Here is a 12,806-nt window from a genome sequence, read left to right on the forward strand (position 1 = left end):
GGCGCTTCCCGCGCCTCTCTCCAGAGTTTTCAAGTGCCGCGAAGGTCCTGTGGCCTGAGAGTTTCCGGGGCGGTTGCTCCTTCGGCACCGGCAAGCCGGTTCTCCCATCGCGATGGGCCGGAAACTATTATACTTGCGCAGCCGCCGCAAGCGTGGCGGTGCCGCGTGGGATCGAGCAGGCCCTGCCCGGCACGAGGATGTCGATCAACGGGGCGTTGTCGCAGACAAGCGCGTCGAGCGTGATCGGATCGAGCGTGGCGTAGAAGGCATTCGCCGCCTCGGACAGCGCGAGACGCAACCGACAGGCCTCGGTAAGCGGGCAGGTGTTGTCGGCATCGGCGAAGCATTCGGCCAGTGGCACCGGGGATTCGAGCGTCCGGAACACTTCGCCGATCTGAATCTGGCTGGCTGGGCGCGCAAGCTCCAGCCCGCCGTTCCGGCCGCGGTGTGTGCTGAGATACCCAAGCTGTGCCAATTGGTTGATGACCTGTGCCAGATGGTTTTCAGAGGCATTGCAGCATCTGGCGATCTCGGATTTGGTTACCAGACGCCCGGTGTTGGCCGCGCAGTGCATCAGGACACGGATCGCGATATTCGTTCTCTTCGTCACACGCACGGGAAATATCCTCGCTTTGAATGATAGGCGGGTTAAGTACAGGGTTCGGGCAAAGGTTGAATTGACACATATCAATTGGGTCTGAGAAAAAGCGCGGAATGAGCACATCTTATTTCTTTGGGTATGGGTCTCTCGTCAATCGCCGCACGCATGGGTTCGACCCGGCGCACCGGGCCACGGCCTCGGGCTGGCGCAGGGTCTGGGCGCAGGTGCCGGGACGGCCGGTGTCGCTGCTGACTGTGCTGCGCGATCCCTCCTGCGAGATCGAGGGTCTGATCGCCCCCGTCGATGACGCGGGCTGGGCCGCGCTTGACCTGCGCGAGGCCTGTTACGACCGGACCGATGCATTGCAGGATGTGCGCCACCCCGCCGAGCGGGTGGAGGAACTGGCGATTTACGTCGTTCCCGAGCGCGACCGCCTGCCCCCCGATGCCGCGCACCCGGTCCTGCTGAGCTACCTCGACGTGGTGGTGCAGGGCTATCTCGCTGAGTTCGGTGCGGCGGGCGCCGAGCTCTTCCTTGCCACCACCGCCAATTGGGACGCGCCTATCCTCAATGACCGCGCCGCGCCGCAATACCCGCGGGCGCAAAGCCTGACGGACGATGAGCGCGCCTTTGTCGATGCGGCGCTCTCGGGGCTCGGCGCGCGGGTGCTCGCCAGATGACCCCACGCTGGCTGCTGCTGCTTTACCGTATCTCGAAGCGGCTCGGGGTGCGGGTGCTGCTCGGCGCCCTGATGGCGCTGCTCGCTGTGGCGGTGGCCCCGCTGTTCCAGCCGTTGATCCCGGACTGGATGAAGGACCGTTTCGGCGCGGACGCGGTGACGCCGATCCTGTCGATCCTTGCCACGACAATGCTGACGGTCACCACCTTCTCGCTCTCGGTCATGGTGCAGGCCTTCCAGTCGGCGGCGAGCCAGGCGACACCGCGCGCCTACCGGCTGCATCTGCAGGACACCACCGCGCAGACCGCGCTGGCCGCCTTCACCGGCACCTTTCTTTTCTCTCTGACCGCGCTCGTGCTGTTCAACGCCGGGCTCTATTCGGAAGAATCGGCGGTGGTGATCTTCTTCCTGACCATTGCCTGCATCGTCGCTGTGATCCTCGCCATGCTGCGCTGGATCGGCCACCTGAGCGTCATGGGCAGCATGGACCACACGCTCGAGCGGGTCGTGGAAAGCGCGCTGCCCCCGCTTGAGCGGGCGATGGCCCGCCCTTCGCTGGGCGCCGCCCGTCCCGAGCATGCGCTGCCGTCGGACGCAATCGAGGTGCCGGCGAAAGCCGCCGGCTACGTGCAATACATCAACCTCGAGGCGCTGGAGGAGAAGCTGGCGGCCTCCGAAGCAATGTTCCGCGTGATCGCCCATCCGGGGGCCCATCTGGTGCCAGGCATGCCGCTGGGACTGGTCGCGGGCGGCCATGTGGCCCCTGAGGAGATCGCCGAGTGTTTCACTGTCGGCGCGGCGCGTACCATGGAGCAGGACGCGCGCTACGGGGTGATGGTGATGAACGAGATCGCCATCCGCGCCCTCTCGCCCGCGGTGAACGATCCGGGCACGGCGATCGACGTGGTGCAGCGGCTGGAGCGAATGCTGATGAAGCTTGGCCGCCCGGAGCATGCGCCGCCGGACTTTCCGCATGTACAGATGGCGCCGCTTAACCCCGCGCACCTGCTGGAGGACGGCTTCTACCCGCTGATCCGCGACGGCGCGGCGCGGCCCGAGGTGATCGCCAGCGTACTCGCGGCGATGAAGGTGCTGGGCCGCGCGGAGTGGCCCGCGCTGGCCGTGGCGGCCGAGATCACCCGCGACTACACCTTTGCCCATGCCGAGGCGGCGCTGACAGTCGAGGCAGACCGGCGCTGGCTGGAGGCGAAGCGGCAGGAAGTCTGAGGCGGCTTCTACGCGTGCAGCGCGAGAGGGGCGGGCTTGCGCGACGAAGCAAACATGAAAAAGGCGAGCCCGGGGGTCCGCCTTTCGCATCTCGATAGCCCGGCGCTTACTTCGCCAGGTCTCTTGCCGGTATCTTCTCGAGCAGCGGCAGCACGTCCGCCATCTCCGGCCCGCGCTCTAGACCGGTCAGCGCCTTGCGCAGCGGCATGAACAGGCCCTTGCCCTTGCGGCCCGTGGCTTCCTTCACCGCCTTGGTCCATTCGCCCCAGGTCTCGGTGGTGTAGGGGCCTTCGGGCAGCAGGCCCATCGCCTCGGCAATGAAGTCGCGATCCTCGTCGGCGATCAGCGGCTCTGCGCCGTCGCGGAACAGCTCCCACCAGCCGGCGATCTCCTTGCGGGTCACGATGTTCTCGCGCGCCACGTTCCAGAAGGCCGCCTGCTTGCCCTCGGGCACGCCGATCTCGGTGAGCTGCGGTGCAACCGCCTCGAGCGGCAGCTGGTGCAGCTTGCGGGCGGTCAGCGGGTAGAGATCCTGCTCGTCGAACTTGGTCGGGGCGGCGCCGAACTGGCTCAGTTCGAAGCCCTCGGCGATCTCGTCCAGCGACAGGCGCAGTTCGACCGGCTGGCTCGAGCCCAGACGCGCCATCAGCGACAGCAGCGCCTCGGGCTCGACGCCCGCCTCGCGCAGGTCGCGGATCGACAGCACGCCGAGGCGCTTGGACAGCGACTCGCCCTGCGGGCCGGTGAGCAGCGAGTGGTGCGCGAAGCCGGGGGGCGTGCCGCCGAGCGCCTCGATGATCTGAATCTGCGTCGCGGTGTTGGTGACGTGGTCCGAGCCGCGCACGATGTTGGTGACGCCCATGTCCATGTCGTCGACCACCGAGGCCAGCGTGTAGAGGATCTGCCCATCGCCGCGGATCAGCACCGGGTCCGACACCGAGGCGGCGTCGATCGAGATGTCGCCGAGGATGCCGTCGGTCCAGTCGATGCGCTGCTGGTCCAGCTTGAAGCGCCACACGCCGTTGCCGCGCTCGGCACGCAGCGCGTCCTTCTCGGCGTCCGAAAGGGACAGCGCGGCGCGGTCGTAGACCGGCGGCTTGCCCATGTTGAGCTGCTTCTTGCGCTTCAGGTCCAGCTCGGTCGGCGTCTCGAAGGCCTCGTAGAAACGGCCCAGGGCGCGCAGCTCGTCGGCGGCGGCATGGTAGCGGTCCAGCCGCGCGCTCTGTCGCTCCGTCTTGTCCCAGTGCAGACCGAGCCATTCGAGGTCGCGCTTGATGCCGTCGACGTATTCTTCCTTGCTGCGCTCGGCATCGGTGTCGTCGATGCGCAGGATGAAGGTGCCGCCGGCCTTGCGCGCGATCAGGTAGTTGAACAGCGCGGTGCGGAGGTTGCCCACATGGATGTGACCGGTGGGCGACGGTGCGAAACGGGTGGTGGTCATGCTAGCCTCCTGCATACGCGGCTGGCAATTTCACAAGCGCGGCGGTTTGTCCAGTTCGCGGCCCTTGGCGCGGTGTCCAAGCCGTGTATTCTCCGCCCTATGAGAGACATTCTGACGGTCACGCTCAATCCCGCGCTCGATCTGTCGACCACCACGGATCGCGTGGTGGCCGGGCCGAAGCTGCGCTGTGACACGCCAAGCGCCGATCCCGGCGGCGGCGGCATCAACGTCGCGCGGGTGGCCGCCGAGCTTGGTGGCCCGGCACGGGCCTTTCTGGCGCTCGGCGGGCCGACGGGGATGCGGCTCGAGGCGGCGCTGGAAGAGCTCGGGTTGCCGCTGGTGCGGATGCGGGCGCCGGGCGAGACCCGCGAGAGCCTTGCCGTGCACGACCGGCACAACGGCGAACAATATCGCTTTGTCATGCCCGGGCCGGTCTGGAGCGAGGGGGACGTGCACGACGCGCTTTCGTCGGTTGCCAGCACCGTGCACGAGGGCGGCATCGTGGTGCTCAGCGGCAGCCAGCCGCCGGGGGTGCCGAGTGATTTCCCGATCGAGCTTGCCCGCGCGCTGCGTGCGCGCGGCGCCTATCTGATCGTCGACACCTCGGGGCCGGTGCTCGAGCTTCTGGCCAAGGGCACCGATCCGGCGCCGGCGGTGCTGCGGATGGACAGTCTCGAAGCCGAGGACCTGGCGGGTCGGCCGCTGATGACCCGGGCCGACTCCGCCCGGTTCGCTGCCGAGCTCGTGGCTCGGGGCGCGGCCGAGCGGGTGATCCTTGCGCGCGGCGCGGATGGTTCGGTCATGGCGGGGCCGGACGGGCTCTGGCAGGTGAGCGCGGCCAAGGTCACGGTGCTCTCGGCGGTGGGGGCGGGGGACAGTTTCGTCGGAGCCTATGCCTTCGGGATTTCCTCTGGCCTGAGCGCACCGGAGTCTCTGGCGCTCGGCGCGGCCGCGGCCAGCGCGACGGTGACGACTCCGGGCACGACGCTCTGCACGCGGGCCATGGTGCGCGGGCTGCTCGCGCAATGCGGCGCGCGCGAAATACGGGCCTGACAGCACTGCAGCCGGGAAGCGGCGCAGCCTACGAAGAGTTCGGTCAATCCCGCAAAAATACAAGGATGTGATGATGCGCCAGCCCGTGCCCTGTGGCCGAATGCCGCGGGGGCGCTATCCTTTCGCGCAGGAAGACCGCCTGCAGGGCAACAAGAGAGGAAGACGACAATGGACAAGGACAAGATCACCCGCCGCACGGCGCTGACCTGCGCTGCCGCGTTGCCGCTTGGCGCCACTCTTGGCGGTGCCACGAGAGCCCGGGCGCAGAACTCGCAGGGTCCGCTGGTGCCGCGGACCTACCGCGTGCCGCTGGGCGATTTCGAAGTCACCGCGATGATGACCGGCACCCGCACCGTGCCCGATCCGCAGGGCACCTTCGGGATGAACGCCAGCGCCGAGGAATTCGCCGAGGTGTCCGAGGCCGCCAACATCCCGACGGACAAGGCGCAGTTCTTCTTCACGCCGACGCTGGTCAACACCGGCAACGCACTGATCCTCTTCGACACCGGGCTCGACCCGGCGGGTATCGTCGCCGCGGTCGAGGCGGCGGGCTACGCAGCGGATGACGTGAGCCACGTGGTGATCACCCACATGCATGGCGACCACATCGGCGGGCTCTCGGACAATGGCACGCCAACCTTCGCCAATGCCGCGCTGCTCACCGGGCAGGAGGAATGGGATCACTGGTCCTCCGCCGGCAACGAGACCTTCGACGGCAAGGTGCGCCCACTGGAGGGAAGCTTCAGCTTCCTTGGCAACGGCGCCGAGGTGGCGCCGGGGATCACTGCCGTTCTGGCGCCCGGGCATACGCCGGGCCATATGTGCTTCATGCTCGAAAGTGGTGGCAAGAAGCTGATGCTGACCGCCGATCTGGCCAACCACTATGTCTGGTCGGTGGGCAAGCCCGACTGGGAAGTGCGCTTCGACATGGACAAGGAGCTCGCCGCCTCGTCGCGCCGCAAGATCTTCGGCACCCTGGCCGAGGACAGGACGCCCTTCATTGGCTATCACATGCCCTTCCCGGCGATCGGCTACGTCGAGGCCGAGGACGACGGCTTCCGCTACGTGCCGCACAGCTACCAGCTGCTGCTGAGCTGAGCGGGCCCGAAAGGGTCTGGCTTGCGCGCCTGAGGCGCGCGGGCCTCAGCGGAAGGCCGGCCCGTGCGCCCAGATGGTCAGCGAGTGACGCTCGCCGCTGCTCACCGGGGTCACGCGGTGCAGCATGTACGACGGGAAGAGCGTGGCGGTGCCGCGCTCTTTTCCTGCCGTGACGATGTGGTTCGACGGCATGACTTCCAGCGCGCCGCCCTCGTAGTCGTCCTCGTCCGAGAGTTGCACAACCATGGTCAGCTTGCGACGCGCGGCGAGGCGGCCTTCCCCGATGTCCGAATGCCAGTCGAAATGCCCTTCGCGCTCGGCACCATAGCGGGCGATCTGGGCACTCTCGTCAAAGGCGTCGAGCGCGAAGTCATAGGCGCTGCGATTTGCGTCGCGCACCAGTTCGATAATCCGGTCCATGACCCACTCCGCGCCCGCGACATCGTCGAGCCATACCAGATCGGCCCGGCGCAGGTTGTGTGCGCGCTGCTGCCCCACCAGCCGCGCGTCCGAGGCCTCTGCGGTGCGTGCGATCTCGATGAGACGGGCGCAGTCGGTCTCGGAGAAGGCCTCGGGGATGCTGTGGACGGTGATCATGCGACTCTCCTGCAAACGGAGCGCGCAGCTAAGAGCGGGGGCGGGGAAAATCTGTACCGTTTGCGACATGGATTCCCAAAAGCGACCTGTCTTTGCGTCATTGTGGGAACTCCGCCATGCCGGGCCGCCGCGCGCCGCGGTTCCCTCTTTTCCCGCACCCTCCGGCACGCCATATCCGCTGCATGAACACTCCGGATCTCGCCGCCTTCGAGACCATGGCCCGTGCCGCGGTCGATGCCCTGCCTGCGCCCTTCCGCGCCGCCGCCGCCGAGGTCGTGCTGCGCGTCGAGGATTGGCCGCCGGAGGAGATTCTCGACGAGATGGAGATCGACGACCCGCTCGAGCTGACCGGTCTCTACGAGGGGATCCCGATGACCGAGAAATCCTCGAGCTGGCCCTCACCCTATCCCGACACGGTCTGGCTGTTCCGCGAGCCGATCCTGCAGGAGTGGCGCGAGCGGGATGACGTGACGCTGGAAGAGCTGGTCACCCACGTGACGGTGCACGAGTTCGCGCATCATTTCGGCTGGTCCGACGACGACATTGCGCGCATTGACCGCTGGTGGGAGTGAGCAGGCGCAAGCTCAGACGGTGACGCCGCTCTCCTGCAGCAGCGCGCGCATCCGGGTGACGAAGCGCTCGGCGCCGAGGTCTCCCTGCGCGGTTGCGAGCGCGGCGGCGCCGAGGCGATGCCGGAGCGCGGCGTCGTCGAGGAGCGAGGCCAGCACATCTTCCACTGCGCCGGGGCGGGTTACGTCGACGTGCAGCCCATTCTCGCCGTGCCGCACGTAGCCCGCCGAGCCGGCATCGGTCGAGATCACCGGCACGCAGCCATAGGCCATGGATTCCACCGGGGCGAAGCCGAGCGGCTCGCGCACCGAAGGCAGGATGCAGATGTCTGCCCGCCGGTAGAGCTCGGGCATCTGCTTGAAGGGCACATTGGCGTGCAGCTCGAGCCAGGGCTCGGCCGAGGCCACCTCTTGCAGCGCGGCAACCTGCGCGGCGTGTTGCACCGGATCGCCGATGGTGCCCGCCAGCAGCAGCCGCACCTTGCCCGCACGGCCCTGCGCCCGCAGCGCGTCGATCACCATGCCGTGGTTCTTGCGCGGGTTGTGAAGCTTGGCGACGCAGAGCACCGTGACTTCTCGGCCGTTCCGGGTGTCGGCGTCGCAGGGCGCGGCGTCCGGCGCCGCCATCACCGGCCAGGGGATGTAGCGGGCGTCGCGGCTCGGCGGGATGGTCGCGTCGAGCCCCAGCACGGGCGTCACCCGGCGCAGCGGCAGGCCCTGGAAGCGGCGCGTCAGCCGGCGCTTCAGTGGCTCGCGCCAGTGGTAGGGATTGAGGTCGTAGAACCACATCGGTGTGCCGCTGGCACGCGCCAGCCGGGCCACCGCCCGGCGGTGCCGCGCGACGTTGCGCAGGATCACCAGGTCCGGCTTCAGCGCGTCCCAGGCGGCACGGAATGCGCCGGGGTCGGCATCTTGCGGAAAGAGCCGCGGCGCGACGACGCTGTGGTCCTCGGTCTTGCCGCTGCCACTGCCCCAGACCGCCACGTCGATCTCCGCTGCGTTCAGCGCGCGCGTCGCCTCCCAGAGGTTCGTGTGGAACCGCTCGACGACGAAGAGGATCCGGGGCCGCACCGCGCTCACCCGTTGTCGCGCCAGCGGTTGGCGATCGGGTAGCGCCGGTCAAGCCAGAAGGCCTTTTGCGACAGCCGCGCGCCGGGGGCGGACTGGAAGCGCTTGTATTCGGAGATGTAGAGCAGATGCTCGACCTTCTTGGCGTCGGCGCGGTCGTAGCCGGCGGCGACGCAATCGGCGATCGAGCCGTCGCGGTCCACGAGGATCTCGAGGATGCCGTCGAGCACCGGGTAGTCGGGCAGGCTGTCGCTGTCCTTCTGGTCCTCGCGCAGCTCGGCCGAGGGGGGCTTGGTGATGATCCGCTCGGGAATCACCTCGCCCTCGGGGCCCTTCATCCAGGGGCGCGCGTTCTCATTGCGCCAGCGGCAGATTGCGAAGACCCGGGTCTTGTAAAGATCCTTGATCGGATTGTAGCCGCCTGCCATGTCGCCATAGATCGTGGCGTATCCCACCGCGACCTCGGACTTGTTGCCGGTGGTCAGCAGCATCTCGCCAAGCTTGTTGCTGAGCGCCATCAACAGCAGCCCGCGCAGGCGCGACTGGATGTTCTCCTCGGTCAGGTCGGCGGGCCGACCCTCAAAGAGCGACGACAGCGTATTGGTGATCGCACCACGCGCCTCGGCGATCGGCACGAAGTCGTAGTGGCAGCCGAGGTTCTTGGCGCAGGCCTTGGCATCCTCGAGCGAGTGCTCGGAGGTGTATTCCGACGGCAGCATCACGCAGCGCACGTTCTCGGCGCCAAGCGCGTCGGTTGCGATGGTGGCAACCAGCGCCGAGTCGATCCCGCCGGACATGCCCAGCAGCACCTTTCCGAAGCCGGTCTTGCGGCAATAGTCGCGCAGGGCCAGCACCATGGCGTGGTAGTCTTGTTCCATCTCGCTCGGGTGCTGCACGAAACGCCCGGCCTCGGCGCGCCACCCTTCGGGGGTGCGCACCAGATCGACCTGCGCGATCTCCTCCTCGAAAACCGGCAGTTGCAGCGCCGCCTGGCCGCCGGGGTTCAGCACGAAGGAGCCGCCGTCGAAGATCTGGTCGTCCTGTCCGCCCACCATGTTGAGGTAGATGAGCGGCAGGCCGGTCTCGATGACCCGCGCCACCATCTTGTTGAGCCGGGTGTCGTGTTTGTTGCGGCGGTAGGGCGAGCCATTGGGCACCAGCAGGAATTCGGCGCCGGTCTCGGCGAGGGTCTCGGCCACGTCCTCGTACCAGGCGTCCTCGCAGATCGGCGAGCCGATGCGCACATTGCCCACCGCGTAAGGTCCGCCGATGGCGCCGCTGTCGAAGACCCGGACCTCGTCGAAGACGCCGTAGTTCGGGAGGTGGTGCTTGAAGACCTGGGTGACGATCCGCCCGCCTCGGCAGATGAGATAGGCGTTGTAGAGCTCGGTGCCCTCGATCCAGGGGCAGCCAATGGCCAGCGCCGGGCCGTCGGCGCAATCCTCGGCCAGCTTGCGTGCAACCTCCATGCAGTCCAGCGTGAAGGCGTGCTTCATCGGCAGGTCCTGCGGGTTGTAGCCGGCGATGAAGAGCTCGGGCAGGGCGACGAGCTGGGCCCCCGCTTCGCGGCCCTTCTCCCAGGCGTCTTTCGCCTTGGCAGCGTTGCCGGCAAGATCGCCCACGGTCGGGTTGAGCTGCGCGAGGGTCAGGCGGAAACGGTCACCCATGAGCCACGTCCTTTTGGTCACATCCGCGTGCCCACATAGCAGAACCACGCCGGAGGGGAAGAAGCTGGGGGCAAAAGAGATTGTCAGCCAAGGGGGTGTTGTTTAGTTTCGCGGCGGCAGAAGGCCCGTTTTCAGGTCGATTTTCGGGGCAGACCAACAGGCATCCGGCAAGGTCCGGCAAGGAAAGCGCATGAAGCTCTCAGGCAGAACCATCCTTACGGCAGTGGCGATCGCGGCGCTGACCTATCCCGCGCTGGCGCAGGTCGAGGGCGGCGAGGTCCAGACCAAGCAATACGACGATGGCGGGGTCTACGAGGGCACCTTCCAGAACGGGCTGCAGCATGGCACCGGCACCTACCGGCTGCCGAATGGCTACGAATACACCGGCGAATGGGCCGAGGGCGAGATCCGCGGCGAGGGCGTCGCGCGCTTCCCGAATGGCTCGGTCTACGAGGGCCAGTTCGCCAAGGGCAAGCCCGAGGGCATCGGCCGCATCGTCTTTGCCGACGGCGGGACCTACGAGGGGTCGTGGCTCGACGGCAAGATCACCGGCAAGGGCGTCATGCAATACGCCAACGGCATGCGCTACGAAGGCGCCTTCCGCAACGCGCTGCACCACGGACGCGGCGTGATGACCGGCCCCAACGGCTACCGCTACGAGGGCGACTGGGTGAACGGCGTCAAGCAGGGCAATGCCGAGATCGCCTATCCCGACGGATCGGTCTTCGAGGGCCGCGTTGCCAACGGGCTGCGCGATGGCCAGGGAAAGCTGACCATGCCGGACGGTCTGATCTACGAAGGCACATGGCGCGAAGGGCAGATCGACGGGATCGGCAAGCTGACTCAGCCAAACGGCGATGTCTACGAGGGAGAACTGGTCGACGGCCGCCGCGAGGGGCAGGGCAAGGTCACCTACGCCAATGGCGATGTCTACGAGGGCCAGTTTGACAACGACCAGCGGCAGGGCAAGGGCGCCTTCATCGGCGAGGACGGCTACCGCTACGAGGGCGACTGGGTTTCGGGGCAGATCGAGGGGCAGGGCAAGGTTATCTATCCCGACGGGTCCGTCTACGAGGGTGCCTTCCTTGGCGATCTCGCCAATGGGTCCGGCAAGATCACCTATCCCGATGGCTCCACCTACGAGGGCGATTGGGTCGACGGTGTGATCGAGGGGCAGGGCGTGGCCCGCTACGCCAACGGCTTGGTCTACGAGGGGACGTTCAAAAACGCCCGCAACGACGGGCAGGGGGTGATGACCTACCCCGACGGCTACCGTTACGAGGGCGACTGGAAGGATGGTCAGCGCCACGGCGAGGGCACCGCCACCTATCCTGATGGCACGGTCTATACAGGCGCCTTCCGCGACGGGCAGCGCCACGGGCAGGGCACGATCACCATGCCCGACGGCTTCCGCTACGAGGGTGGCTGGGTCAACGGCGAGATCGAGGGCGAGGGCGTGGCGACCTATGCCAACGGCGATGTCTACGAGGGCAACTTCAAGGACGGCAAGCGCCAGGGCGAGGGCACCATGCGCTATGCCACTGGCGAGCAGAGCACCGGCACATGGGTGAACGGCGTTCTGACCACCGACACGCCCGTGCAGGACAGCGAGACCCCTGCGGAGGCGCCGGACCAAGGGGCCGATCCGACCGAGGGAGAGGCGCTTCCGGCGGAGCCGGGCGCCGCGACCTCCGAATAACGCAGGAACCACCAAGCTCGAATGCGTGTTTCCTCAAGATAATCCAGGGAGGCACATGATGAGCAAGTTTCAAGTCGGCGAAATCGTAGAGTGGAATTGGGGCGATGGCAGAGCCAAGGGCAAGATCGCAGATCGCTTCGAGCGCAGGGTGACGCGCCAGATCAAGGGCCAGGAGATCACCCGCAATGGCTCTTCGGACACACCTGCCTTCCTCATTGAGCAGGAAGACGGCGGCCGGGTGCTGAAACTCGAGAGTGAGCTCTCGAAAGTCTGAGCCAGCGAGCCCGGCCTCAGCCGAGCTCCAGCGTCGCCACCGCGTGCAGGCCGGGTCCGGGCAGCGGTGCGGGGCCGCGATACATGCGGGCGGTGTGGAACATCTGCTCGAGCCCCATCTCGAGGCAATGCGCGGCCAGCGGCGCCGACCCCTGCGGCAGGTCGATCATCACCGGCTCGTCCTCGGTGTGCTGGGCCGCAGCCTCTAGCAGCGTGCTTGCCACCTGCAGATTCGGCGCGCAGAGCGGGCCGATCTTCCAGCCTTCGCGGCATCGCCGCACGGTGAGGAACCCATCCGGCGCGCCATTGCTCCGGTGTACCAGCGTGTAGCGGCTTTGCGCCGGTTCAAGCCAGGCGGCGCAGAAGGCGGGCTTGGCATAGCCGCAGGCGCGGCGCTCCAGCTCCATCAGCAGCGGGTGGTCCGCCGCCGAGGCCGAGGTCACCCCCTTGCCGTGCCCAGCGAGCAACCTCCCGGCGTAGCGCCTGGTCTGTCCGGCCAGCACGAAGCCCGATTTTCGATAGTTCTCCTGCTGCGCCGGTACGCCGTCGAGCCCGACCGTGCGGTCGCCGGCGTGTCTCAACGCGTGCAGCCAGAGCGCATGGGCGATGCCCTGGCCGCGGTACGCCGGTGCGCAGAGATAGAGCCCCAGGAAGGCAAGCGTGGGAGAATGGTTCACCACCGAGATCGCCGCCGCCATCTTGCCGCCAAGCTCGGCACAGAAGAAGCCGCTCGGGTCGGTTGCATGAAAGACCTCGAGATCCTCGAGCCCCGGGTTCCAGCCCTCCTCGGCGGCCCAGTCCAGCGCCCGGCCAAGGTCGGCCCGGGTCATGGTT

At 67.4% G+C, this 12,806-nt stretch carries 13 protein-coding genes and 1 riboswitch; of the genes, 7 read left to right on the forward strand and 6 right to left on the reverse strand.

The genetic code is table 11. From position 1 onward, the window contains the following. Positions 1 to 32: 32 nt before the first annotated feature. Positions 33 to 117: riboswitch (glycine riboswitch) on the reverse strand. Between the two features lie 10 nt (positions 118 to 127). Then, positions 128 to 616, reverse strand: coding sequence for an RrF2 family transcriptional regulator (locus tag CEW88_RS01235; protein ID WP_193989046.1), 489 nt, complete (start codon positions 614 to 616; stop codon positions 128 to 130). 98 nt (positions 617 to 714) lie between these two features. On the opposite strand from CEW88_RS01235, the gene CEW88_RS01240 reads away from it, so the two are divergent. Together CEW88_RS01240 and CEW88_RS01245 are read left to right on the forward strand one after the other, a co-directional pair. Beyond that, on the forward strand, positions 715 to 1,281 hold the full coding sequence (locus CEW88_RS01240) for a gamma-glutamylcyclotransferase family protein (protein ID WP_108964328.1): 567 nt from the start codon (positions 715 to 717) through the stop codon (positions 1,279 to 1,281). Next, positions 1,278 to 2,507, forward strand: coding sequence for a DUF2254 domain-containing protein (locus CEW88_RS01245; protein WP_108964329.1), 1,230 nt, complete (start codon positions 1,278 to 1,280; stop codon positions 2,505 to 2,507). Before CEW88_RS01240 ends, CEW88_RS01245 begins: the two co-directional genes overlap by 4 nt. 106 nt (positions 2,508 to 2,613) lie before the next feature. On the opposite strand, the gene gltX is transcribed toward CEW88_RS01245, so the two are convergent. Further along, positions 2,614 to 3,948 carry a glutamate--tRNA ligase gene (gene gltX, locus CEW88_RS01250; RefSeq protein WP_108964330.1) on the reverse strand — a complete coding sequence of 445 codons (1,335 nt, stop codon included), beginning with the start codon at positions 3,946 to 3,948 and terminating at the stop codon, positions 2,614 to 2,616. 99 nt (positions 3,949 to 4,047) lie between these two features. On the opposite strand from gltX, the gene CEW88_RS01255 reads away from it, so the two are divergent. Together CEW88_RS01255 and CEW88_RS01260 are read left to right on the forward strand one after the other, a co-directional pair. Beyond that, positions 4,048 to 5,001: a 1-phosphofructokinase family hexose kinase gene (locus CEW88_RS01255; RefSeq protein ID WP_108964331.1), complete on the forward strand. Its 954-nt coding sequence runs from the start codon at positions 4,048 to 4,050 to the stop codon at positions 4,999 to 5,001. A gap of 168 nt (positions 5,002 to 5,169) precedes the next feature. Further along, positions 5,170 to 6,099, forward strand: a complete 930-nt coding sequence (locus tag CEW88_RS01260; RefSeq protein WP_108964332.1) for an MBL fold metallo-hydrolase — start codon at positions 5,170 to 5,172, stop codon at positions 6,097 to 6,099. Between the two features lie 45 nt (positions 6,100 to 6,144). Here the strand turns inward: CEW88_RS01260 and CEW88_RS01265 are convergent, their stop codons facing one another. Further along, the gene (locus CEW88_RS01265; protein ID WP_108964333.1) at positions 6,145 to 6,696 is read right to left on the reverse strand and encodes a 2OG-Fe(II) oxygenase; all 552 of its coding nucleotides are present in this window, start codon (positions 6,694 to 6,696) and stop codon (positions 6,145 to 6,147) included. A 182-nt stretch (positions 6,697 to 6,878) separates the two neighbouring features. Between CEW88_RS01265 and CEW88_RS01270 the strand changes: the two genes are divergently transcribed. Continuing rightward, positions 6,879 to 7,268, forward strand: coding sequence for a metallopeptidase family protein (locus tag CEW88_RS01270; RefSeq protein WP_108967469.1), 390 nt, complete (start codon positions 6,879 to 6,881; stop codon positions 7,266 to 7,268). A gap of 12 nt (positions 7,269 to 7,280) precedes the next feature. Here CEW88_RS01270 and CEW88_RS01275 read toward each other — a convergent pair whose 3' ends face one another. Beyond that, the gene (locus tag CEW88_RS01275; protein ID WP_108964334.1) at positions 7,281 to 8,336 is read right to left on the reverse strand and encodes a glycosyltransferase family 4 protein; all 1,056 of its coding nucleotides are present in this window, start codon (positions 8,334 to 8,336) and stop codon (positions 7,281 to 7,283) included. A 5-nt stretch (positions 8,337 to 8,341) separates the two neighbouring features. After that, a complete protein-coding gene (locus tag CEW88_RS01280) occupies positions 8,342 to 10,000 on the reverse strand; it encodes an NAD+ synthase (RefSeq protein ID WP_108964335.1) in 1,659 nt (552 codons plus the stop codon). A gap of 190 nt (positions 10,001 to 10,190) precedes the next feature. Here CEW88_RS01280 and CEW88_RS01285 point away from each other — a divergent pair, with 190 nt between their 5' ends. Together CEW88_RS01285 and CEW88_RS01290 are read left to right on the forward strand one after the other, a co-directional pair. After that, on the forward strand, positions 10,191 to 11,699 hold the full coding sequence (locus tag CEW88_RS01285) for an MORN repeat-containing protein (protein WP_108964336.1): 1,509 nt from the start codon (positions 10,191 to 10,193) through the stop codon (positions 11,697 to 11,699). 58 nt (positions 11,700 to 11,757) lie between these two features. Continuing rightward, positions 11,758 to 11,973, forward strand: coding sequence for a DUF2945 domain-containing protein (locus CEW88_RS01290; RefSeq protein WP_217626434.1), 216 nt, complete (start codon positions 11,758 to 11,760; stop codon positions 11,971 to 11,973). 16 nt (positions 11,974 to 11,989) lie between these two features. On the opposite strand, the gene CEW88_RS01295 is transcribed toward CEW88_RS01290, so the two are convergent. Continuing rightward, entirely contained in the window at positions 11,990 to 12,802 is an 813-nt protein-coding gene (locus tag CEW88_RS01295; protein ID WP_254694420.1) for a GNAT family N-acetyltransferase, read from the reverse strand. Between the last annotated feature and the right edge of the window lie 4 nt (positions 12,803 to 12,806).

Origin of the sequence: Alloyangia pacifica (assembly GCF_003111685.1) — a bacterium.
GTDB classification, from domain to species: domain Bacteria; phylum Pseudomonadota; class Alphaproteobacteria; order Rhodobacterales; family Rhodobacteraceae; genus Salipiger; species Salipiger pacificus_A.